The organism is Pseudomonas sp. GW821-FHT03A09, assembly GCF_059421065.1.
This window is the reverse complement of the sequence record NZ_JBWKUX010000001.1, coordinates 298075-318628: the sequence shown is the minus strand read 5'-3', so window position 1 is coordinate 318628 and position 20554 is coordinate 298075. Positions and strand designations below refer to the sequence as shown.

20 protein-coding genes and 1 pseudogene are annotated in these 20554 nt (G+C 60.3%); 12 read left to right on the top strand and 9 right to left on the bottom strand.

Annotation, left to right across the window (positions count from 1 at the left end; all coding sequences use genetic code 11):
- Positions 1-33: 33 nt before the first annotated feature.
- A complete protein-coding gene (locus AC07V4_RS01475; protein ID WP_492635097.1) occupies positions 34-1326 on the top strand; it encodes an NAD(P)/FAD-dependent oxidoreductase in 1293 nt (430 codons plus the stop codon).
- A gap of 1 nt (position 1327) precedes the next feature.
- Here AC07V4_RS01475 and AC07V4_RS01470 read toward each other — a convergent pair whose 3' ends face one another.
- Positions 1328-1546 carry a DUF1127 domain-containing protein gene (locus tag AC07V4_RS01470; protein ID WP_431750283.1) on the bottom strand — a complete coding sequence of 73 codons (219 nt, stop codon included), beginning with the start codon at positions 1544-1546 and terminating at the stop codon, positions 1328-1330.
- Positions 1547-1711: 165 nt separating this feature from the next.
- On the opposite strand from AC07V4_RS01470, the gene AC07V4_RS01465 reads away from it, so the two are divergent.
- Together AC07V4_RS01465 and AC07V4_RS01460 are read left to right on the top strand one after the other, a co-directional pair.
- Entirely contained in the window at positions 1712-3136 is a 1425-nt protein-coding gene (locus AC07V4_RS01465; RefSeq protein WP_492635098.1) for an aminotransferase-like domain-containing protein, read from the top strand.
- A gap of 62 nt (positions 3137-3198) precedes the next feature.
- A complete protein-coding gene (locus tag AC07V4_RS01460; RefSeq protein WP_492635099.1) occupies positions 3199-4767 on the top strand; it encodes a phospholipase D family protein in 1569 nt (522 codons plus the stop codon).
- A gap of 115 nt (positions 4768-4882) precedes the next feature.
- Here the strand turns inward: AC07V4_RS01460 and AC07V4_RS01455 are convergent, their stop codons facing one another.
- Both AC07V4_RS01455 and AC07V4_RS01450 read right to left on the bottom strand, forming a co-directional pair.
- On the bottom strand, positions 4883-6025 hold the full coding sequence (locus AC07V4_RS01455; RefSeq protein WP_492635100.1) for an MFS transporter: 1143 nt from the start codon (positions 6023-6025) through the stop codon (positions 4883-4885).
- 182 nt (positions 6026-6207) lie between these two features.
- A complete protein-coding gene (locus tag AC07V4_RS01450) occupies positions 6208-7701 on the bottom strand; it encodes an aldehyde dehydrogenase (protein ID WP_492635101.1) in 1494 nt (497 codons plus the stop codon).
- Between the two features lie 230 nt (positions 7702-7931).
- Here AC07V4_RS01450 and AC07V4_RS01445 point away from each other — a divergent pair, with 230 nt between their 5' ends.
- Positions 7932-8294, top strand: coding sequence for a cupin domain-containing protein (locus AC07V4_RS01445; RefSeq protein WP_492635102.1), 363 nt, complete (start codon positions 7932-7934; stop codon positions 8292-8294).
- Positions 8295-8365: 71 nt separating this feature from the next.
- Here the strand turns inward: AC07V4_RS01445 and rpmG are convergent, their stop codons facing one another.
- Together rpmG and rpmB are read right to left on the bottom strand one after the other, a co-directional pair.
- Positions 8366-8521, bottom strand: a complete 156-nt coding sequence (gene rpmG, locus AC07V4_RS01440; protein WP_003176906.1) for a 50S ribosomal protein L33 — start codon at positions 8519-8521, stop codon at positions 8366-8368.
- An 11-nt stretch (positions 8522-8532) separates the two neighbouring features.
- Positions 8533-8766, bottom strand: a complete 234-nt coding sequence (gene rpmB / locus AC07V4_RS01435) for a 50S ribosomal protein L28 (protein WP_010207494.1) — start codon at positions 8764-8766, stop codon at positions 8533-8535.
- 458 nt (positions 8767-9224) lie between these two features.
- Between rpmB and AC07V4_RS01430 the strand changes: the two genes are divergently transcribed.
- Entirely contained in the window at positions 9225-10817 is a 1593-nt protein-coding gene (locus tag AC07V4_RS01430) for an ABC transporter substrate-binding protein (RefSeq protein WP_492635103.1), read from the top strand.
- 3 nt (positions 10818-10820) lie between these two features.
- Here the strand turns inward: AC07V4_RS01430 and radC are convergent, their stop codons facing one another.
- Positions 10821-11495: a RadC family protein gene (gene radC / locus AC07V4_RS01425; RefSeq protein WP_492635104.1), complete on the bottom strand. Its 675-nt coding sequence runs from the start codon at positions 11493-11495 to the stop codon at positions 10821-10823.
- 157 nt (positions 11496-11652) lie between these two features.
- On the opposite strand from radC, the gene coaBC reads away from it, so the two are divergent.
- The 4 genes and pseudogenes from coaBC to argB all read left to right on the top strand — a co-directional run bounded on the left by coaBC (position 11653) and on the right by argB (position 15911).
- Positions 11653-12861 (top strand): bifunctional phosphopantothenoylcysteine decarboxylase/phosphopantothenate--cysteine ligase CoaBC, encoded by a 1209-nt coding sequence (gene coaBC / locus AC07V4_RS01420; RefSeq protein ID WP_016970585.1) that lies wholly within the window; start codon positions 11653-11655, stop codon positions 12859-12861.
- Positions 12862-12866: 5 nt separating this feature from the next.
- Entirely contained in the window at positions 12867-13322 is a 456-nt protein-coding gene (gene dut / locus AC07V4_RS01415; protein ID WP_016975923.1) for a dUTP diphosphatase, read from the top strand.
- Positions 13323-13564: 242 nt separating this feature from the next.
- Positions 13565-14986, top strand: a pseudogene (locus tag AC07V4_RS01410) (phosphomannomutase/phosphoglucomutase); the annotation flags it as partial.
- 19 nt (positions 14987-15005) lie between these two features.
- Positions 15006-15911: an acetylglutamate kinase gene (argB, locus tag AC07V4_RS01405; RefSeq protein ID WP_431751160.1), complete on the top strand. Its 906-nt coding sequence runs from the start codon at positions 15006-15008 to the stop codon at positions 15909-15911.
- Between the two features lie 201 nt (positions 15912-16112).
- Here argB and pyrE read toward each other — a convergent pair whose 3' ends face one another.
- Positions 16113-16757, bottom strand: a complete 645-nt coding sequence (pyrE, locus tag AC07V4_RS01400) for an orotate phosphoribosyltransferase (RefSeq protein ID WP_492635105.1) — start codon at positions 16755-16757, stop codon at positions 16113-16115.
- An 82-nt stretch (positions 16758-16839) separates the two neighbouring features.
- On the opposite strand from pyrE, the gene crc reads away from it, so the two are divergent.
- Entirely contained in the window at positions 16840-17619 is a 780-nt protein-coding gene (gene crc, locus AC07V4_RS01395; RefSeq protein WP_003195493.1) for a catabolite repression control protein Crc, read from the top strand.
- 58 nt (positions 17620-17677) lie between these two features.
- Here crc and AC07V4_RS01390 read toward each other — a convergent pair whose 3' ends face one another.
- A complete protein-coding gene (locus AC07V4_RS01390; RefSeq protein ID WP_431751775.1) occupies positions 17678-18049 on the bottom strand; it encodes a DUF4870 domain-containing protein in 372 nt (123 codons plus the stop codon).
- A 24-nt stretch (positions 18050-18073) separates the two neighbouring features.
- Positions 18074-18796, bottom strand: a complete 723-nt coding sequence (gene rph, locus AC07V4_RS01385) for a ribonuclease PH (RefSeq protein ID WP_431751774.1) — start codon at positions 18794-18796, stop codon at positions 18074-18076.
- A 185-nt stretch (positions 18797-18981) separates the two neighbouring features.
- Between rph and AC07V4_RS01380 the strand changes: the two genes are divergently transcribed.
- Both AC07V4_RS01380 and gmk read left to right on the top strand, forming a co-directional pair.
- Complete coding sequence (locus AC07V4_RS01380; protein WP_492635106.1) at positions 18982-19845, top strand: YicC/YloC family endoribonuclease; 864 nt, start codon at positions 18982-18984, stop codon at positions 19843-19845.
- A 10-nt stretch (positions 19846-19855) separates the two neighbouring features.
- Complete coding sequence (gmk, locus tag AC07V4_RS01375) at positions 19856-20476, top strand: guanylate kinase (RefSeq protein WP_033901130.1); 621 nt, start codon at positions 19856-19858, stop codon at positions 20474-20476.
- The last annotated feature ends 78 nt before the right edge of the window (positions 20477-20554 follow it).

The following is a 20554-nucleotide window of genomic DNA, read 5'->3' as shown; positions in this document are numbered from 1 at the left end:
CTGCGTCAAATTTTCCAAACAGGGATGCTCCCCATGACCGCCAGCGCCCGGCACACCACCTCTTACTACGCTGCCAGCAGCGTGCCGCAACCCGACTACCCGGCGCTGGCCGGCGAAATGCGTGCGGATGTGTGCGTGATTGGCGGTGGTTATTCCGGGCTGAATACCGCGCTGGAGCTGGCCGAGCGCGGCTTCAGCGTGGTGCTGCTGGAAGCGCGCAAGATCGGCTGGGGTGCCAGCGGACGTAACGGCGGCCAGTTGATTCGCGGCGTCGGCCACGGCCTGGACCAGTTTGCCAACGTCATCGGCACCGATGGCGTGCGCCAAATGAAGTTGATGGGTCTGGAAGCCGTGGAAATCGTGCGCGAACGCATCGAGCGCTATCAAATCCCCTGCGACCTGACCTGGGGCTATTGCGACCTGGCCAACAAACCTCACCACCTGGAAGGCTTGGCCGAAGACGCCGAAGAACTGCGCAGCCTTGGCTATCGCCATGAAGTGCGCCTGCTGCAAGCCAACGAAATGAGCAGCGTGATCGGCTCCGAGCGCTATGTCGGCGGCATGATCGACATGGGCTCCGGCCACCTGCATCCGCTGAACCTGGCCCTCGGCGAAGCGACCGCCGCCAGGCAGTTGGGCGTGAAGTTGTTCGAACAATCCGAAGTGACGCACATCGACTACGGCCCTGAAGTCAACGTGCACACGGCTCAAGGCAACGTGCGCGCCAAAACGTTGGTGCTGGCCTGCAACGCTTATCTCAATGGCCTGAATCCGCAGTTGAGCGGCAAAGTCCTGCCCGCCGGCAGCTATATCATCGCCACTGAGCCGTTGAGCGAAACCCAGGCCGCCAGTCTGCTGCCGCAGAACATGGCCGTGTGTGACCAGCGGGTAACGGTGGACTACTTCCGCCTGTCCGCCGACCGCCGCCTGTTGTTCGGCGGGGCTTGCCACTACTCCGGTCGCGACCCCCAGGATATCGGCGCCTATATGCGACCGAAGATGCTCAAAGTGTTCCCGCAATTGGCCGACGTGAAGATCGACTACCAATGGGGCGGCATGATCGGCATCGGTGCCAACCGCCTGCCGCAGATTGGCCGGTTGGCGGACCAACCCAACGTGTATTACGCCCAGGCCTACGCCGGCCATGGCCTCAACGCCACGCACCTTGCTGGCAAGCTGCTGGCCGAAGCCATCAGCGGCCAGCAGCAGGGCCGCTTCGACCTGTTCGCCCAGGTGCCGCACATCACCTTCCCCGGCGGCAAGCATCTGCGCTCGCCGCTGTTGGCGCTGGGGATGCTCTGGCACCGCTTCAAAGAACTGGTCTGAGTCAGCCGCGCCAGAAGGGTTTCAAACCTTCGTGGCGCGCCTGTTCCGCCGTCAGCCCGACATCGCGCAATTGCTCAGGGGTCAGGCTCAACAGGGCCTTGCGGGTGTGACGATGGCGCCAGAACAGGTTCCAGCGGTGACGGGCCGACATCGACATTGCCTGCTCCGCTTCCAACTCCTGACTGTGTAGCGTCAACCGCACATCGCTCATGCCGCTCATTTTGCTGCCCCTCATTTGCTTGTTGCCATGAGTGGCTAGGATCGACGAGCAGGCAAAACCATTACAGATTCAACTCAACTTTATTAAAACCATACAGACACTGCCTTTAGCTCCTTGAATCCTGTATTTTCGGTACATCTGTACTGGTCCCCAGGAGTGGCCGCCATGACCCTTTACGTCAACCTCGCCGAATTGCTGGGGACTCGCATTGAACAGGGCTTCTACCGCCCGGGTGATCGCCTGCCGTCTGTACGGGCGCTGAGTGTGGAACACGGGGTCAGCCTGAGCACCGTGCAACAGGCGTATCGTGTACTGGAAGACAACGGCCTGGCCATGCCCAAGCCCAAATCAGGGTACTTCGTGCCCGTCGGCCGCGAGCTGCCGGCCCTGCCCGAGGTGGGGCGCCCGGCCCAGCGACCAGTGGAAATCTCCCAGTGGGACCAGGTCCTGGAACTGATCCGCGCGGTGCCACGCAAAGATGTCATACAGATGGGCCGTGGCATGCCGGATGTATTGTCACCGACCCTCAAGCCCTTGCTGCGCAGCCTGGCCCGCGTGAGTCGTCGTCAGGATCTGCCGGGGTTGTATTACGACAACATCCTCGGCTGTATGGAATTACGCGAACAAATCGCCCGGTTGTCGCTGGATTCGGGCTGCCAACTCACCGCCGAAGATATCGTCATCACCACCGGTTGCCATGAGGCGCTGTCTGCCAGCATCCACGCCATCTGCGAGCCGGGCGACATCGTTGCCGTGGACTCGCCGAGCTTCCACGGCGCCATGCAAACCCTCAAGGGCTTGGGCATGAAAGCCCTGGAAATCCCTACCGACCCCATCACCGGCATCAGCCTGGAGGCCCTGGAACTGGCGCTGGAACAGTGGCCGATCAAGATCATCCAACTGACCCCCAACTGCAATAACCCGCTGGGCTACATCATGCCGGAGGCGCGTAAACGCGCGCTGCTGGTTCTGGCCCAGCGCTTTGACGTGGCGATCATCGAAGACGATGTGTATGGCGACTTGGCCTACAGCTACCCGCGCCCACGCACCATCAAGTCTTTCGACGAAGATGGCCGCGTATTGCTCTGCAGTTCCTTTTCAAAAACACTGGCTCCCGGCCTGCGGATTGGCTGGGTGGCGCCGGGCCGGTATTTGGACCGGGTTCTGCATATGAAATACATCAGCACCGGCTCTACGGCGACACAGCCGCAGATCGCCATCGCGGAATTCCTCAAAAATGGCCATTTCGAACCGCATTTGCGGCGGATGCGCACTCAATACCAACGCAATCGCGACTTGATCCTCGAATGGGTCAGCCGCTATTTCCCGGCCGGCACCCGCGCCAGTCGCCCCCAGGGCAGCTTCATGCTGTGGGTAGAACTGCCGGAAGGCTTCGACACCCTCAAGCTCAATCGCGTACTGGTGGAACAAGGCGTACAGGTGGCCGTAGGCAGCATCTTTTCTGCATCGGGCAAATACCGGAACTGCCTGCGCATGAACTACGGCGCCAAGCCAACCCCGCAGATTGAAGAAGCCGTGCGCAAAGTCGGCGCTGCGGCGATCAAGATGCTCGCCGAGGTTGAAGACTGATCTTTCCCCGGAATTAGCCGTCATATGCCCACAACCGCCCTGACCTGGAAGCAGCGCCTTTGATGACTCGACGGCTTTTACCGTTTTTCCTGCTCGCCGCCATGGCCCTGGGCGGCTGCGCCACGGTGGATGTGCCACGCATTCCCAGCGACGCGCTGCCCGCCGCACAATCGTCATTTGGCCGCTCGATCCAGGCCCAGGCAGCACCCTACCAAGGCCGCTCCGGCTTTCGCCTGCTGCCCAACAGCAGCGAAGCCTTCATGGCTCGCGCCGAGTTGATCCGCAACGCCCAAAGCAGCCTCGACCTGCAGTACTACATCGTCCACGACGGCATCAGCACGCGCATGCTGGTGGATGAGCTGCTCAAGGCTGCTGATCGTGGCGTGCGCATTCGCATTCTGCTGGACGACACCACCAGCGACGGTCTCGACCAGATCATCGCCACCCTCGCCGCCCACCCGCAGATCCAGATTCGCCTGTTCAACCCGCTGCACCTGGGACGCAGCACCGGCGTGACGCGGGCCATGGGCCGCTTGTTCAACCTGTCGCTGCAGCACCGACGCATGCACAACAAGCTGTGGCTGGCGGACAACAGCGCGGCCATCGTTGGCGGTCGCAACCTGGGGGATGAGTATTTCGACGCCGAACCCAACCTGAACTTCACCGATATCGACATGCTCAGCGTGGGGCCGGTGGCTGAGCAGCTCGGGCATAGCTTTGACCAATACTGGAACAGCGCCCTGAGCAAACCCATCGACGACTTCGTGTCGAACAACCCGTCCAAAAGTGATTTGGCCGCGGCACGCGTACGCCTGCAGGATTCGCTGGCCGAATCACGCCAGCAGAATCACGCCCTGTATAACCGCCTGCGCACTTACCAAACCCAACCGCGCATGGATACTTGGCGTCGCGAGCTGATCTGGGCCTGGAACCAGGCGCTGTGGGACGCGCCGAGCAAGGTGCTGGCCAAGGCCGACCCGGACCCGCGCTTGCTGCTCACCACACAACTGGCGCCAGAGTTGAAAGGCGTCAACCATGAGCTGATGATGATCTCGGCGTATTTCGTACCGGGCCAACCCGGGCTGGTTTACCTGACCGGCCGTGCCGATGCTGGCGTGTCGGTGAGCCTGCTCACCAACTCCCTGGAAGCCACCGATGTACCCGCAGTACACGGCGGCTACGCACCGTATCGCAAGGCGCTGCTGGAACATGGGGTAAAACTCTACGAGTTGCGCCGCCAGCCAGGCTCCGGTAGCGGCGGCAGTGGCCCGCACCTGTTTCGCCGGGGCACTTTTCACGGTTCTGACTCCAGCCTTCACAGCAAGGCGATGATCTTTGACCGGGGAAAATCGTTTATCGGCTCGTTCAACTTCGACCCGCGCTCGGTGCTATGGAACACCGAAGTCGGCGTACTGGTGGACAGCCCCGAGCTAGCGGAACACGTGCGCAACCTGGCGTTGGAAGGTATGTCGCCAGCCTTGAGCTATCAGGCGAAGTTACAGGACGGCCAGTTAGTCTGGGTCACCGAGGACAACGGCCAAATGCATACGCTGAGCCACGAGCCGGGCAGTTGGTGGCGGCGCTTTAATGCCTGGTTTGCCACCCATGTGGGCCTGGAGCGCATGCTTTAAGAACACCATCGATCAAATGTGGGAGGGGGCTTGCCCCCGATTACAGTGTGTCAGGCACTAAAAGTGCTGGCTGATCCACCGCTATCGGGGGCAAACACCCTCCCACATTTTTAGGTCAGGCTGGCTGCGCGACGCCGAATGCACCTTGGCGCAACAACAGCAACACTAGGCCCAGCGCCCCAGCCGCCATCAGCAGCGGCAATGCATGCCCACTGATCCACTGGCTGCCGGCACCCGCCACCAACGGGCCAATCAGGCAACCGATACCCCACAGCTGCGCCACATGGGCATTGGCACGCACTAGTGCATCATCGCGGTAGCGCTCGCCAATCAGGATCAACGACAGTGTGAACAATCCACCGGCACTGGCGCCGAAGATCACCCACACCGGCCAGATCAGCAATGTATGCATCAGCAATGGAATCGCCAAGCTTGAGGCCAGCAACAGCACCGCACAACTCAAGAACAGCGTGCGTCGCGGCAGATAGTCCGCCAGCGCGCCAATCGGCAATTGCAGCAACGCATCACCGACCACCACCGTACTGACCATCGCCAAGGCAATCTCGGCGGTAAAACCTTGTTGCAGGCAATATACCGGCAGCAACGTCAGGATCATCGCTTCGAACGCAGCGAACAACGCCACTGCCCAGGCAATCGCCGGAAGGCTGCGACAGAAGCGCCACAGGTCGCCGAAAGTCACGCTGAAAGATTCGGCCGTGGGTGCGCCGGAGCGCCTCAACAGCAACAACGGCGCCACCATCAAAAGACCCACACCCACCCAGAAGCCATAATCATGATCAGTGCCCAGTACACCCAGCAGTAGCGGCCCCGACAGCTGGCTCAAGGCATAACTGCAACCATACAGAGCCACCAGGCGGCCACGCCATTGCTCCACCACCAACTGGTTGATCCAGCTTTCACCGAGGATAAATACGATGGTCAGGATCACCCCGATCATCAAGCGCAGCACCAGCCAGACCGGGTAGCTGGGCAAGATCGCCAACAACCCGATGGAAACCGCACCCGCCCACAGGCACAGGCGCATCAGGTTGGCGGTGCCCAACCATGAGGCCATGCGGCTGGAGACTTTCGCCCCCAGCAGCACGCCGAAGGCCGGCATCGCTGCCATCACGCCAATGGCGAAACTGCCATAGCCCCAACCCTCCAGGCGCAGGGACACCAACGGCATACTGACACCCAGGGCCAGGCCGACACTCAGGACCGAGGCCAGGACGGCGAAATAAGTCGCCCAACGCATTTCCACGCTCCTGTGGATCATTATTTTGAGAGTTGTAAACGAACTGTAGGAGCGAGCTTGTGTGGGAGCCGGGCTTGCCCGCGATGCAGGCACCTCGGTGTGTCAGCCACACCACAGTGATGCTATCGCAGGCAAGCCAGCCCCCACACACGCCGGCTCCCACATTTGGACTGCGGTGTTGCTTAGAGCTTGATCCAGGTCGCCTTCAGCTCGGTGTACTTGTCGAACGCATGCAGCGACTTGTCACGGCCGTTGCCCGACTGCTTGAAGCCACCAAACGGTGCAGTCATGTCGCCACCGTCGTACTGGTTGACCCACACGCTGCCGGCGCGCAGGGCTTTGGCGGTCAGGTGCGCCTTGGAGATATCGGCTGTCCACACGGCTGCAGCCAGACCGTAAATGGTGTCGTTGGCGATGGCGACAGCTTCTTCGGCGCTGTCGAAGGTGATCACCGACAGGACTGGGCCGAAGATCTCTTCCTTGGCAATCTTCATTGCGTTGGTCACACCGTCGAAAATCGTCGGCTCAACGTAGGTGCCACCGGTTTCCTCCAGGGTGCGCTTGCCACCCGCGACCAACTTGGCGCCATCGGCATGACCAGCCTCGATATACGACAGCACAGTGTTCATCTGCTGCGTGTCCACCAACGCACCCACGTTAGTCGCCGGGTCCAGTGGGTTGCCTGGCTTCCAGCCCTTGAGGGCCTCGATCACCAGCGGCAGGAATTTGTCTTTGATGGAGCGCTCTACGAGCAGGCGCGAACCTGCGGTGCAGACTTCGCCCTGGTTGAAGGCGATCGCTCCGGCAGCGGATTCGGCAGCCGCTTGCAGGTCCGGCGCATCGGCAAACACAATGTTCGGGCTCTTGCCGCCCGCTTCCAGCCACACGCGCTTCATGTTCGATTCGCCGGAGCGGATCAACAGTTGTTTGGCGATCTTGGTGGAGCCGGTGAACACCAGGGTGTCGACGTCCATGTGCAGCGCCAACGCGTTACCCACGGTGTGACCATAACCCGGCAGCACGTTGAACACGCCTTTCGGAATACCGGCCTCAACAGCCAGGGCCGCGATGCGGATGGCGGTCAGTGGGGATTTTTCGGACGGCTTGAGAATAATGGAGTTACCGGTGGACAGCGCCGGGCCGAGTTTCCAGCAGGCCATCATCAGTGGGAAGTTCCACGGCACAATGGCGCCAACCACACCCACCGGTTCGCGGGTTACCAGGCCCAACTGATCGTGTGGTGTAGCGGCCACTTCATCGTAGATTTTGTCGATGGCCTCGCCGCTCCAGCTCAAGGCTTGCGCCGCGCCGGGGACGTCGATGTTCAGGGAGTCGCTGATCGGCTTGCCCATGTCCAGGGTTTCGAGCAGTGCCAGCTCTTCGGCATTGTCCTTGAGCAGCGCGGCGAAGCGGATCATGGCGGCCTTGCGCTTGGCCGGCGCGAGACGCGACCAGACACCGGAGTTGAAGGTGGCGCGGGCGTTTTCCACGGCACGCTGGGCGTCGGCGACATCACAGCTGGCGACGGTGGCCAGCAGGCGACCATCGACCGGGCTGATGCATTCGAAAGTGTCACCGGAAACAGCGGCGGTGTACTCGCCATTGATGTAGGCGCGGCCTTCGATCTTCAGATCCTTGGCGCGTTGTTCCCAGTCGGCACGGGTCAGGGTGGTCATGCGAGTGTCCTCCTCTTATTGAATACAAGGGCCAGGTGATGTCCCCCGGCAGCCTCAAAGAATGCTTGCCCGGCCAGCCTGCTGTTCGGCTCAAGGCAGCTGCCACCCTAAACCAGCGACTGGGGGTGTTTCAATATATTTGACATAACGCCAGTAAACGCCCTTGCGATGTTCATTTTAATAAACATAGACTTTGGGCTCTCCAACCCCAGGCCAGACGGGACACGCACATGAGCATCCAGGACATCGTCGACTTCAGCCAAGCCAACACCGCCCCCGACCGCTACCGCCCGGCCGCCGAAAAAATCCTCAAGGGCGATCCCGAACAAACCCTCTACAACCACTACAACAGTCCGTGCGGACAGATGAGCGCCGGGGTGTGGGAAGGTGAAGTCGGGCAATGGAAGGTCCATTACACCGAGCATGAATACTGCGAGATTGTGCAGGGCGTTTCTGTATTGCGGGATGCCGATGGCAACGCCAAGACCTTACGCGCCGGCGACCGTTTCGTGATCCCAGCCGGTTTCAGCGGCACCTGGGAAGTGCTGGAGCCGTGCCGCAAGATCTACGTGGTGTTCGAACAGAAAGCCTGATTGGAAAATCCCAGGCAAAAAAAAGCCCGGATCGTGAGATACGGGCTTTTTTTCACAAGGAAGAAAATCAATTACTTGATTTTGCCTTCTTTGTAGATCACGTGCTTGCGAACGCGCGGGTCGAACATTTTCTTTTCGAGCTTGTCCGGGGTAGTACGCTTGTTCTTGTCGGTAGTGTAGAAGTGACCAGTACCGGCGCTAGAGATCATTCGAATCAATTCACGCATGATATAGCTCCTTAGATTGTGCCAGCGCGGCGCAATTCAGCCAGCACGACAGTGATGCCACGCTTGTCGATGATGCGCATGCCTTTGGCAGATACGCGCAGACGGACGAAACGTTTCTCTTCTTCAACCCAGAAGCGGTGATGCTGCAGGTTCGGCAGGAAACGACGACGGGTTTTGTTATTTGCGTGGGAAATGTTATTCCCAGTCACCGGACCCTTACCGGTAACTTGACAGACTCTCGACATGCCTCAGCCCTCTAAAACCACATGCCCAACCCGGCATGGGTTGGCCGCTTAATCTCTCAGTCATTTGGCGCCAGGCGCCGCGTTTCTTTAGGGTCTTACCGGCTACACCTACAAACGAAGGAACCGGGCCCCTAGAAAAGAGCGCTGCTTTATACCAGAAAGACCCCAGCGCAACAACAGCCCGTGCGTTTTTACCGACTTAAATCTTGGCATCGGACGCCTGAACCGTTGCCAGCAGGGGCCGCTGCAATAGCCGACCGCTCGTCGCACAAAATGATTTACAACGCCCGCGTGCCGGTGAACTGCACTGCGAAATGCGCCGAGGCGCCATCAAAACAGCATTTGCGGCAAAAGCACAGGCAAAAATGGGCTAGTCATTTATCCGGCAGACCACTACGGTAGGCTTTTTTCCAGACTGCACTCGCAGATGGGCCTTCGATCTGCACAGGAAACCGAATATGCGCCTCGCTGCCCTACCGCTATTGCTAGCCCCTCTATTTATTACGCCGCTGGCCGTTGCCGCCACCAGCTTGAGTGTTTGCACCGAAGCCAGCCCTGAAGGATTCGATGTGGTGCAGTACAACTCGCTGACTACCACCAACGCCTCAGCCGACGTACTGATGAATCGCCTGGTGGACTACGATGCAGTCAGCGGCAAGCTGGTGCCAAGCCTGGCAGACAGCTGGGAAGTGTCCCCGGATGGCCTGACATACACCTTCAAGCTGCACCCGGACGTGAAATTTCATCGCACCGAGTATTTCACCCCAAGCCGCACCCTGACGGCGGAAGACGTGCGTTTCAGCTTCGAACGCATGCTCGACCCGGCCAACCCTTGGCACCAGGTCGCCCAAAGCGGCTTCCCCCATGCGCAGTCACTGCAATTGCCCACGCTGGTCAAAAAAATCGACGCCCTTGACCCGCTGACCGTGCGTTTCACCCTCGATCACGCCGACTCCACGTTCCTCGCGGCATTGAGCATGGGGTTCGCATCGATCTATCCAGCGGAATATGCCGACAAACTGCTCAAGGCCGGTACACCGGAGAAACTCAACAGCCAGCCAATAGGCACTGGCCCGTTTGTGTTCGTGCGCTTCCAAAAAGATGCCGTGGTGCGTTACAAGGCCAACCCGGACTACTTTGCTGGCAAGCCGGCTGTGGATAACTTGATCTTCGCCATCACCCCGGACGCCAATGTACGCCTGCAGAAACTGCACCGCGATGAGTGTCAGATCGCCCTGTCGCCCAAACCCCTGGATGTGGGCGAAGCAGAGAAGGACGCGGCGCTGAAGGTGGAGAAGACCGCCGCTTTCATGACCGCATTCGTTGCCATCAACAGCCAGCACCCACCGTTGGACAAGCCCGAAGTGCGTCAGGCAATCAACCTGGCCTTTGACAAGGGCAGCTACCTCAAGGCCGTATTCGAGGGCACCGCCGAAGCGGCCAATGGTATTTATCCACCGAACACGTGGAGCTATGCCAAGGAGTTGCCGGGTTATCCACAGGACCTTGCCAAATCCAAGGCATTGTTGGCGCGCGCAGGCCTCAAGGACGGTTTCAAGACCACCATTTGGACACGCCCAACCGGCAGCCTGCTGAATCCCAACCCGAACCTCGGCGCACAACTGCTGCAGGCGGACCTGGCGAAGGTCGGTATCCAGGCCGAAATCCGGGTGATCGAGTGGGGCGAGTTGATTCGCCGCGCCAAGGCCGGTGAGCACGATCTGCTGTTCATGGGCTGGGCCGGCGACAACGGCGACCCGGATAACTTTCTGACCCCGCAGTTCTCGTGTGCAGCAGTGAAGTCCGGTACGAACTTCGCCCGCTACTGCGACCCAGCGCTGGACAAACTGATCAGCGCCGGCAAGACCACCAGCGAGCAAGGGGTACGCAGCAAGTTGTACCAACAGGCCCAGACGCAGATCCAGCAGCAGGCGTTGTGGTTGCCGCTGGCGCATCCGACGGCATTTGCCCTGGCACGCAAGAATATCGAGGGGTATCAGGTGAGTCCGTTTGGACGCCAGGACTACTCCAAGGTCAGCATAAAACCCTGAACCTTACATCCAACCATATTCGGCCATGGACAGTGGATCACCATCCCCCACGATGATGTGATCCAACACCCGTACATCCACCACTTCCAGAGCCTTTTGCAGCAACTTGGTCAATTTTCGATCAGCTGCACTGGGCTCCACACTCCCGGATGGATGGTTGTGGCACAGGATCAACGCCGCCGCGTTGTACGCCAGTGCACGCTTGACCACTTGCCGAGGGTAGACGATCGCCGTGTCGATGGTGCCCTCGCATAACGCCTCGAAACCCAGTACTCGATGCTTTGAGTCGAGAAACAGGCAGCCGAATATCTCGTGGGGCTCATGGCGCAACAGTGCCTTGAGGTAATCACGGACGGCCACCGGGCTTTCCAACACTGAGTCCGTGCGCAGCCGTTCGGCCAGGTGGCGACGGGACATTTCCAATACCGCCTGCAACTGGGCAAACTTCGCCGGCCCCAGTCCCAATTGCTGGCTGAACAGCGCCTGGCTGGCCTCCAGCAGTGGGCGAAGCCCGCCAAATTGCGCCAACAGGTGGCGGGCCAGATCGACTGCGCTTCTACCGGAAACCCCGGTGCGCAGGAAAATCGCCAACAGCTCGGCATCGGACAGACTCGCCGCCCCCCACGCCAGAAGTTTCTCCCGTGGACGCTCCGCCACAGGCCAATCACGAATACTCATCCCACCTCCCTCTCCATACGCGCCATGGCATGTGCGCCGCTGTTGCCTGGCGGGCGCTGTGTTATCGTAGGCCCTCTTTTTTGCGTGCGATTTCACCTGGGGAGGGGTCATCGCATGCGTCACTGAACTGGCATCACTGAACTGGAAAGGCAAACCAATGCAGCGTCTGTATCGGAAACGCATCGTTCTCGGCGTCGGCGGCGGCATTGCCGCCTACAAGAGCGCAGAGCTGGTTCGCAGGCTCCTAGACCAGGGCGCCGAAGTGCGCGTGGTCATGACCCGTGGCGGCAGTGAGTTCATCACCCCACTGACCATGCAAGCGCTGTCCGGCCACCCGGTTCACCTGGACCTGCTGGACCCGGCGGCAGAAGCCGCCATGGGCCATATCGAACTGGCCAAATGGGCCGACCTGGTCCTGATCGCCCCGGCCACTGCCGACCTGATCGCGCGCCTGGCCCAAGGCATCGCCGATGACCTGCTGACCACGCTGGTACTGGCCACCGACGCCACCGTCGCCATTGCTCCTGCCATGAACCAGGCCATGTGGCGCGACCCGGCCACCCAGGCCAACACCCAGCTTCTGCAAAGCCGTGGCCTCAAGGTGTTCGGCCCGGCCTCTGGCAGCCAGGCCTGCGGCGACGTCGGCATGGGCCGTATGCTCGAAGCCACCGACCTGGCGCTATGCGCCGCCGAGTGCTTCCAGCACCTGGCCCTGACCGGCAAGCACGTGCTGATCACTGCCGGCCCGACCCAGGAAAACATCGACCCGGTGCGCTACATCACCAACCATAGCTCAGGAAAAATGGGCTTTGCCCTGGCTGAAGCAGCGGTCGAGGCAGGCGCACGCGTTACCCTGATCACCGGCCCAGTACATTTGCCGACCCCCGATCGGGTCACGCGAATCGACGTAGTCAGCGCCCGCGACATGCTGGCGGCCTGTGAGGCGGCCATTCCGTGCGACCTGTTCATCGCCTCGGCAGCGGTTGCGGACTACCGTCCGGAAGTGGTCGCCCCGCAAAAACTCAAGAAAGACCCTACAAGCGGCGACGGCCTGCTCCTGCAAATGGTGCGCAACCCAGACATCCTGGCCACCATCGCCACCCGTCCAGACCGTCCGTTCAGCGTCGGCTTCGCCGCCGAGACCGAGCATTTGCTGGACTACGCCGCACGCAAATTGAAAGACAAAAACCTCGACCTGATCGTTGCCAATGATGTCGCCAACCCGAGCATCGGCTTCAACAGCGAGGAAAACGCCTGCAGCGTGATCGACCGCGACCTGCACGCCACCCTTTTCGCCCAGACCAGCAAGGGCAAGATTGCCCGCCAACTGATCTCTTTTATCGCCCAACGGCTGAACCAGGTTTAATTTCCATGCACGCTTTGCAAGCCAAGATCCTCGACCCACGCATCGGCAACGAATTCCCACTGCCGGCCTACGCCACACCGGGCTCCGCCGGCCTGGACCTACGCGCCATGCTCAAGGAAGACACCGTTCTTGAACCGGGCCAGACCATCCTGATCCCTACCGGCTTGTCGATCTATGTGGGTGATCCTGGCCTGGCGGCACTGATCCTGCCGCGCTCCGGCCTGGGCCACAAACACGGCATCGTGCTGGGCAACCTGGTGGGCCTGATCGACTCCGACTACCAGGGCGAACTGATGGTGTCGTGCTGGAACCGTGGTCAAACCGCTTTCAACATCGCCGTCGGCGAACGCATTGCCCAGTTGGTGCTGGTGCCGGTGGTACAAGCGCACTTCGAACTGGTGCAAGAGTTCGACGAAACCCAACGCGGCGCAGGCGGTTTTGGGCATTCCGGCAGCCACTGACTAAGCTGAATCAGGCCGGACGCCCCCCCGCCCGGCCCGATACCACCGCACGGCTTTTCAGGATGAAGAATGCGCGGATCCAATCAGCGAGATTTCCCTTATGAAATCAATGCATTACGCGATCGCCACAACGGAGCCAGCCCTCCGATGGCCTTTTTGCACCACGAACTCTCTGCCAAAAACGTCGTCATACCCTTCAGTTTGAGCCTGCCGGTCAGCCACTTTAAGGCCAGCCTTGCCCCCTTCAGATGGAGTTTCCCCCCGCGATGAGTACCGCAGCCCGAGTAGCCCCGACCTTCCCCGACAGCATCTTCCGTGCCTACGATATTCGTGGCGTCGTGCCCAAGACCCTGACCGCCGAAACCGCTTACTGGATCGGCCGCGCCATCGGCGCCCAAAGCCTGGCCCAGGGCGAGCCCAATGTCTCGGTCGGCCGTGACGGTCGCCTGTCCGGCCCGATGCTGGTGGAACAACTGATCCAGGGCCTGGCCGACAGCGGTTGTCACGTCAGCGACGTGGGCCTGGTGCCGACACCGGCGCTGTACTACGCCGCCAACGTACTGGCCGGCAAATCCGGGGTAATGCTCACCGGCAGCCATAACCCGTCGGACTACAACGGCTTCAAGATCGTCATCGCCGGCGACACCCTGGCCAACGAACAGATCCAGGCCTTGCATGATCGCCTGAAAAATAATGACCTGACCAGCGGCAAGGGCAGCATCACCAAGGTCGATATCCTTCAGCGTTACTCCGACGAAATCACCCGCGACGTCAAACTCGCACGTCGCCTGAAAGTCGTGGTGGACTGCGGCAACGGCGCGGCCGGCGTGATCGCACCGCAGCTGCTCGAAGCCCTGAACTGTGAAGTCATCCCGCTGTTCTGCGAAGTGGACGGCCACTTCCCCAACCATCACCCGGACCCAGGCAAGCCTGAAAACCTGGTGGACCTGATCGCCAAGGTCAAGGAAGTGGGCGCAGATGTCGGCCTCGCATTCGATGGCGACGGCGACCGTGTCGGTGTGGTGACGGAAACCGGTGAGATCGTGTTCCCGGACCGCTTGCTGATGCTGTTTGCCCGTGACGTGGTGGCACGCAATGCCAACGCCGAAATCATCTTCGACGTGAAATGCACCCGCCGCCTCACGCCACTGATCAAGGAATATGGCGGTCGCCCGCTAATGTGGAAGACCGGTCACTCGTTGATCAAAAAGAAAATGAAGGAAACCGGCGCCCTGCTGGCCGGCGAAATGAGCGGCCACGTGTTCTTCAAGGAACGCTGGTTCGGGTTTGACGATGGCATTTACAGCGCCGCTCGTCTGCTGGAGATCCTCAGCAAGGAAAAATCCACCGCCGAAGAGCTGTTTCAGACCTTCCCGAATGATATTTCTACGCCAGAGATCAATATCCATGTGACCGAGGAGAGCAAATTCAGCATCATTGACGCACTGCACGATGCGCAATGGGGCGAAGGCGCCAACCTGACCACCATTGATGGTGTGCGAGTCGATTACGCCCAAGGCTGGGGCCTGGTTCGCGCGTCCAACACCACACCGGTGCTGGTGCTGCGTTTCGAGGCGGATACCGAGGCGCAGTTGCAGCGCATCAAGGACGTGTTCCACGCCCAGTTGAAACGTGTTGCCCCTGATCTCCAATTACCGTTCTGATTTTTTACCGGAGCCCTGAATGACCCTCGAACGCGAAGCCGCTGCCAACACTGCCAAGGTCCTGTCCGAAGCGTTGCCTTACATTCGACGCTACGTCGGCAAGACGCTGGTGATCAAGTACGGCGGCAATGCCATGGAAAGCGACGAGCTCAAAACCGGCTTTGCCCGCGATATCGTGCTGATGAAAGCCGTGGGCATCAACCCGGTGGTGGTGCACGGCGGCGGCCCGCAAATCGGCGACCTGCTCAAGCGCTTGTCGATCGAGAGTCACTTCATCGATGGCATGCGCGTCACTGACGCGCAGACCATGGACGTGGTGGAGATGGTCCTCGGCGGCCAAGTCAACAAGGACATCGTCAACCTGATCAACCGTCATGGCGGCAGCGCCATCGGCCTGACCGGCAAGGACGCGGAGCTGATCCGCGCGAAAAAACTCACGGTAACGCGCCAGACACCGGAAATGACCCAGCCGGAAATCATCGATATCGGCCAGGTGGGTGAAGTGGTTGGCGTGAACACCGACCTGCTGAACCTGCTGGTGAAAGGCGACTTCATTCCGGTGATCGCGCCTATCGGCGTGGGCGCCAATGGCGAGTCCTACAACATCAACGCCGACCTGGTAGCCGGCAAGGTGGCTGAAGCGCTGAAGGCTGAGAAGCTGATGCTGCTGACCAACATCGCTGGCCTGATGGACAAGCAAGGCAAGGTGCTGACCGGCCTGACCACCCAACAGGTGGACGAGTTGATCGCCGATGGCACCATCTACGGCGGCATGCTGCCGAAGATCCGTTGCGCGCTGGAAGCGGTGCAAGGCGGCGTGGGCAGCTCGCTGATCATCGATGGCCGCGTCCCGAATGCGGTATTGCTGGAAATCTTCACGGATACCGGCATGGGCACGCTGATCAGTAACCGCAAGCGTCCTTAACTGCTACAAACAAAAAAGCCCCATTCAATTGAATTGAGCGGGGGCTTTTTTGTGCAGGATTTGAACACACTGTAGATCCAAATGTGGGAGGGGGCTTGCCCCCGATTGGCGGTGTATCAGCCAATATAATTGCAGCTGACACTCAGTCATCGGGGGCAAGCCCCCTCCCACACTAGCCTTCACACACAAGAGGGATCGGTGTCAGACGCCGAACTGCTCGCGGTACGCCTTCACCGCTGGCAAGTGCTGCTTGAGCTGTGGGTCATCTTCCAGGAACTGCAACACCTGGTTCAACGACACGATGCTCACGACTGGAATGCCGAAATCACGCTCCACTTCCTGGATCGCCGACAACTCACCGTTGCCGCGCTCCTGGCGGTTCAGCGCGATCAGCACGCCCGCCGCATTGGCGCCGTCCTGGGAAGCGATGATCTGCATCACTTCACGGATGGCAGTGCCGGCGGTGATCACGTCGTCGATGATCAGCACTTCACCTTTGAGTGGCGCGCCCACCAGGCTACCGCCTTCACCGTGAGCCTTGGCCTCTTTGCGGTTGAAGCACCACGGCAAATCCTGCCCGTGATGCTCAGCCAACGCCACGGCGGTCGCGGCCGCCAAAGGAATGCCTTTGTAGGCCGGGCCGAACAGCACGTCGAATGCAATACCGCTTTCAACGATGGCCGCCGCATAGAAACGACCCAGCTGAGCCAGGGCCGAACCCGAGTTGAACAAGCCCGCATTGAAGAAGTACGGGCTGGTGCGCCCGGACTTGAGAGTGAACTCACCGAAGCGCAAAACGCCGCGATCGATGGCAAAACGAATGAAATCGCGTTGATACGCCTGCATGAAAAAAGCCTCAGATACCACGGATTTAGCTAATTAGGTAGACGGCGTGTATCATACACGCACGCGATTTTTGGGGCCATTTATGCGGATCATCAGTGTGAACGTTAATGGTATTCAGGCTGCAGTCGAGCGTGGTTTGCTCAGTTGGCTGCAAGCTCAGAATGCCGACGTCATCTGCCTGCAGGACACCCGCGCCTCCGCCTTTGAACTGGACGACCCAGCCTTCCAACTGGATGGCTACTTCCTTTATGCCTGCGATGCCGAAGTGCCCACCCAAGGTGGCGTGGCTTTGTACTCGCGGTTGCAACCCAAGGCGGTCATCAGCGGCCTCGGCTTCGAGACAGCCGACCGCTACGGGCGCTACCTGCAAGCCGATTTCGACAAGGTCAGCATCGCGACCTTGCTGCTCCCTTCGGGGCAGAACGGCGATGAAGACTTGAACCAGAAGTTCAAGCTAATGGACGATTTCGCCCGTTACCTGGATAAACAGCGGCGCAAACGTCGCGAGTACATTTATTGTGGCTCGCTGTACGTGGCGCAACAGAAGCTGGATATCAAGAACTGGCGCGACAGCCAGCAATCCCCGGGCTTCCTGGCGCCGGAACGGGCCTGGATGGACGAGATTGTCGGCAACATGGGTTATGTCGATGCCCTGCGCGAAGTCAGCCGCGAAGGCGACCAGTACAGCTGGTGGCCGGATAACGAACAGGCTGAGATGCTCAACCTGGGGTGGCGCTTCGACTACCAGTTGCTGACCCCAGGTCTGCGCCGGTTCGTTCGCAGCGCACGCCTGCCACGCCAGCCACGCTTCTCGCAGCACGCGCCACTGATCGTGGACTACGACTGGACACTGACCATCTGAGGTCTTTTCCCAGGCACAAAAAAACCGACATTGCTGTCGGTTTTTTTGTGGGTGCTCATTATTTGATCACGCGCCAGGTCAAGGGGTAGCGGTAGGCGATTCCCTTGTTGGCCTTGATCGCACCGATGATCGTCAGCGCCACACCGGCGATGGCCAGCGCCGTCATCAGGAAAAATCCAATGACCGCGAAGGCCAGCACAATGCAGACAATCCACGCGATGGCCACGGTGATCTGGAAGTTCAAGGCTTCCTTTCCCTGATCATCAATGAACGGGTCCACTTCCTTCTTCATCTGCCACAGGATCAGCGGCCCCACGACGCTGCCAAAGGGGAACACAAACCCCAGAAACGCCGCGAGATGGCACAACATCGCGCTCTGGCGCACTTCGTAGGAAGGCGTAGGCACAGGCATCTGGCTGTTGTCATTCATGGCGCTTCTCCTTGAGGCGGGGACTCAGTCAGCCAGTGCGGCGGTCTGCAGTTCGAAGATTTCGGTCATGCCTTTCTGGGCCAGGGCCAGCATGGCATTCAGCTCGGCCGGCTGGAACGGCGCGCCTTCGGCGGTGCCCTGCACTTCGATGAAACCACCGGTGCTGGTCATCACCACGTTCAGGTCGGTCTCGGCGGCCGAGTCTTCCAGGTAGTCCAGGTCCAGCACAGGCTCGCCCTGGTACATGCCTACCGATACGGCGGCGATCATCTGCTTGAGCGGGTCACCACCCTTGAGGCCGCCACGCTTCTTGATCACTTTCAACGCATCGACCAGGGCCACCATGGCGCCGGTGATGGAGGCAGTGCGGGTACCGCCATCGGCCTGGATCACGTCGCAGTCGACGTACAAGGTCACGTCGCCCAGCTTGGACATATCCAGTGCTGCGCGCAGGGAACGACCGATCAGGCGCTGGATTTCCAGGGTACGACCGCCTTGCTTGCCACGGCTGGCTTCACGCTGGTTACGCTCGCCGGTAGCACGCGGCAGCATGCCGTACTCGGCGGTCAACCAACCCTGGCCCTGGCCCTTGAGGAAACGCGGCACGCCATTTTCGACGCTGACGGTGCAGATGACTTTGGTATCGCCAAACTCGACCAGTACAGATCCCTCGGCGTGTTTGGTGTAGTTGCGGGTGATGCGGATCGAGCGGAGCTGATCGGCAGCGCGACCACTTGGACGTTTCATAGGGATACACCTGTACTGAGGACGAAAAACTGCCGAGCATTATAGAGCCGCGAGCCGATTCGGGGCACTGCTAAAAATTCGGTTACGAATGGTCGGGTTTGGGCGCGCTCGTCCCACTGCGCTACAATCCTGCGCCTTCTTAACCATCAGCCCGTATTTGCGCGGCTGCAACGCGAGGTACCTCCATGGTGCACAGCATGACCGCCTTCGCCCGCGTCGAAAAAGCCGGCGCCCAAGGCACCCTGAGCTGGGAACTGCGCTCGGTCAACAGCCGTTACCTGGAGCCGCACCTGCGCTTGCCGGAATCATTCCGCGACCTCGAAGGCGCCGTGCGCGAAGCTCTGCGCCAAGGCATCTCCCGCGGCAAGCTGGAATGCACCCTGCGCTTTACCGAAGAAACCACCGGCAAGCCCTTGCAGGTTGATCGCGATCGCGCCGCACAACTGGTCGCCGCTGCGGAAACCATCGCTGGCCTGATCAAGCAACCCGCCGCGCTGAACCCACTGGAAGTGCTGGCCTGGCCCGGCGTACTGGTGGCCGACGCCACCGACCCGCAGGCCCTCAACGCCGAAGCCCTCACCTTGTTCACCCAAGGTTTGAAGGAGCTCAAGGCCGGTCGCGAGCGCGAAGGTGCCGAACTGGCCCGCCTGATCAACGAGCGCCTGACTTCAATCGAAGAAGACGTGATCACCCTGCGCGAGCTGGTGCCGCAAATGCTCGCCACCCAGCGCCAAAAGGTGCTCGACCGCTTCACCGACATGAAGGCTGACCTCGACCCGACGCGCCTGGAGCAGGAAATGGTCCTGCTTGCCCAGAAAAGCGACGTCGCCGAAGAACTCGACCGCCTCAGCACCCACATCCTCGAAGTGCGCCGCGTACTCAAGTCCGCCGGTGCCGCCGGTCGGCGCCTGGACTTCTTGATGCAGGAACTCAACCGCGAAGCCAATACACTGGGTTCCAAGGCGTTTGATCCGCGCAGCACACAAGCGGCGGTCAACCTCAAAGTGTTGATCGAGCAGATGCGCGAACAAGTACAGAATATTGAGTAAGGCAACTTCCATGACCCACAGCACCGGCACCCTTTACATCATTTCCGCCCCTTCGGGCGCGGGCAAGAGCAGCCTGGTCAAGGCCCTGACCGACGCTGACGAGCAGATCCGCATTTCGGTCTCCCACACCACCCGTGCCATGCGTCCGGGCGAGGTGAACGGCGAGCACTATCACTTCGTCGAGCGCACCGAGTTCGTCAAGATGATCGAGCACGGCGACTTCCTCGAGCGCGCCGAAGTCTTCGGCAACCTCTACGGCACCTCGCAAAGCCATCTGCAGCAGACCCTGGACGAAGGCCACGACCTGATCCTGGAAATCGACTGGCAGGGCGCCGAACAAGTGCGCAAGTTGATGCCCCAGGCGCGCTCGATCTTCATCCTGCCGCCATCCCTGGAAGCCTTGCACCAGCGCCTGACCAACCGTGGCCAGGACAGCGACGAAATCATCGAAGGCCGCATGCGTGAAGCCGTCAGTGAAATGAGCCACTACGTCGACTACGACTACCTGATCATCAACGACGATTTTGCCCACGCACTGGATGATCTGAAGGCGATTTTCCGCACCAATCAGCTCCAGCAAAAGCGCCAACAGCAGCGTTTCGGCAAATTGCTCGCCGAACTGCTTGGCTGATTGGCTCTTCCCAAAACCGCCGCAAGCGCTTTACATTGGCACTTGTAGCGGTTTTGCGAGGGCCTGCGAAAAATCAGC

Coding starts and splice junctions, on each gene's coding strand:
- pyrE (WP_492635105.1), bottom strand. CDS start 16,757: ATGCAGGCGTATCAACGCGATTTCATTCGTTTTGCCATCGATCGCGGC.
- AC07V4_RS01460 (WP_492635099.1), top strand. CDS start 3,199: ATGACTCGACGGCTTTTACCGTTTTTCCTGCTCGCCGCCATGGCCCTG.
- AC07V4_RS01475 (WP_492635097.1), top strand. CDS start 34: ATGACCGCCAGCGCCCGGCACACCACCTCTTACTACGCTGCCAGCAGC.
- AC07V4_RS01450 (WP_492635101.1), bottom strand. CDS start 7,701: ATGACCACCCTGACCCGTGCCGACTGGGAACAACGCGCCAAGGATCTG.
- AC07V4_RS01470 (WP_431750283.1), bottom strand. CDS start 1,546: ATGAGCGGCATGAGCGATGTGCGGTTGACGCTACACAGTCAGGAGTTG.
- crc (WP_003195493.1), top strand. CDS start 16,840: ATGCGGATCATCAGTGTGAACGTTAATGGTATTCAGGCTGCAGTCGAG.
- gmk (WP_033901130.1), top strand. CDS start 19,856: ATGACCCACAGCACCGGCACCCTTTACATCATTTCCGCCCCTTCGGGC.
- rph (WP_431751774.1), bottom strand. CDS start 18,796: ATGAAACGTCCAAGTGGTCGCGCTGCCGATCAGCTCCGCTCGATCCGC.
- coaBC (WP_016970585.1), top strand. CDS start 11,653: ATGCAGCGTCTGTATCGGAAACGCATCGTTCTCGGCGTCGGCGGCGGC.
- rpmB (WP_010207494.1), bottom strand. CDS start 8,766: ATGTCGAGAGTCTGTCAAGTTACCGGTAAGGGTCCGGTGACTGGGAAT.
- rpmG (WP_003176906.1), bottom strand. CDS start 8,521: ATGCGTGAATTGATTCGAATGATCTCTAGCGCCGGTACTGGTCACTTC.
- AC07V4_RS01445 (WP_492635102.1), top strand. CDS start 7,932: ATGAGCATCCAGGACATCGTCGACTTCAGCCAAGCCAACACCGCCCCC.
- AC07V4_RS01390 (WP_431751775.1), bottom strand. CDS start 18,049: ATGAATGACAACAGCCAGATGCCTGTGCCTACGCCTTCCTACGAAGTG.
- AC07V4_RS01455 (WP_492635100.1), bottom strand. CDS start 6,025: ATGCGTTGGGCGACTTATTTCGCCGTCCTGGCCTCGGTCCTGAGTGTC.
- AC07V4_RS01430 (WP_492635103.1), top strand. CDS start 9,225: ATGCGCCTCGCTGCCCTACCGCTATTGCTAGCCCCTCTATTTATTACG.
- dut (WP_016975923.1), top strand. CDS start 12,867: ATGCACGCTTTGCAAGCCAAGATCCTCGACCCACGCATCGGCAACGAA.
- AC07V4_RS01380 (WP_492635106.1), top strand. CDS start 18,982: ATGGTGCACAGCATGACCGCCTTCGCCCGCGTCGAAAAAGCCGGCGCC.
- AC07V4_RS01465 (WP_492635098.1), top strand. CDS start 1,712: ATGACCCTTTACGTCAACCTCGCCGAATTGCTGGGGACTCGCATTGAA.
- argB (WP_431751160.1), top strand. CDS start 15,006: ATGACCCTCGAACGCGAAGCCGCTGCCAACACTGCCAAGGTCCTGTCC.
- radC (WP_492635104.1), bottom strand. CDS start 11,495: ATGAGTATTCGTGATTGGCCTGTGGCGGAGCGTCCACGGGAGAAACTT.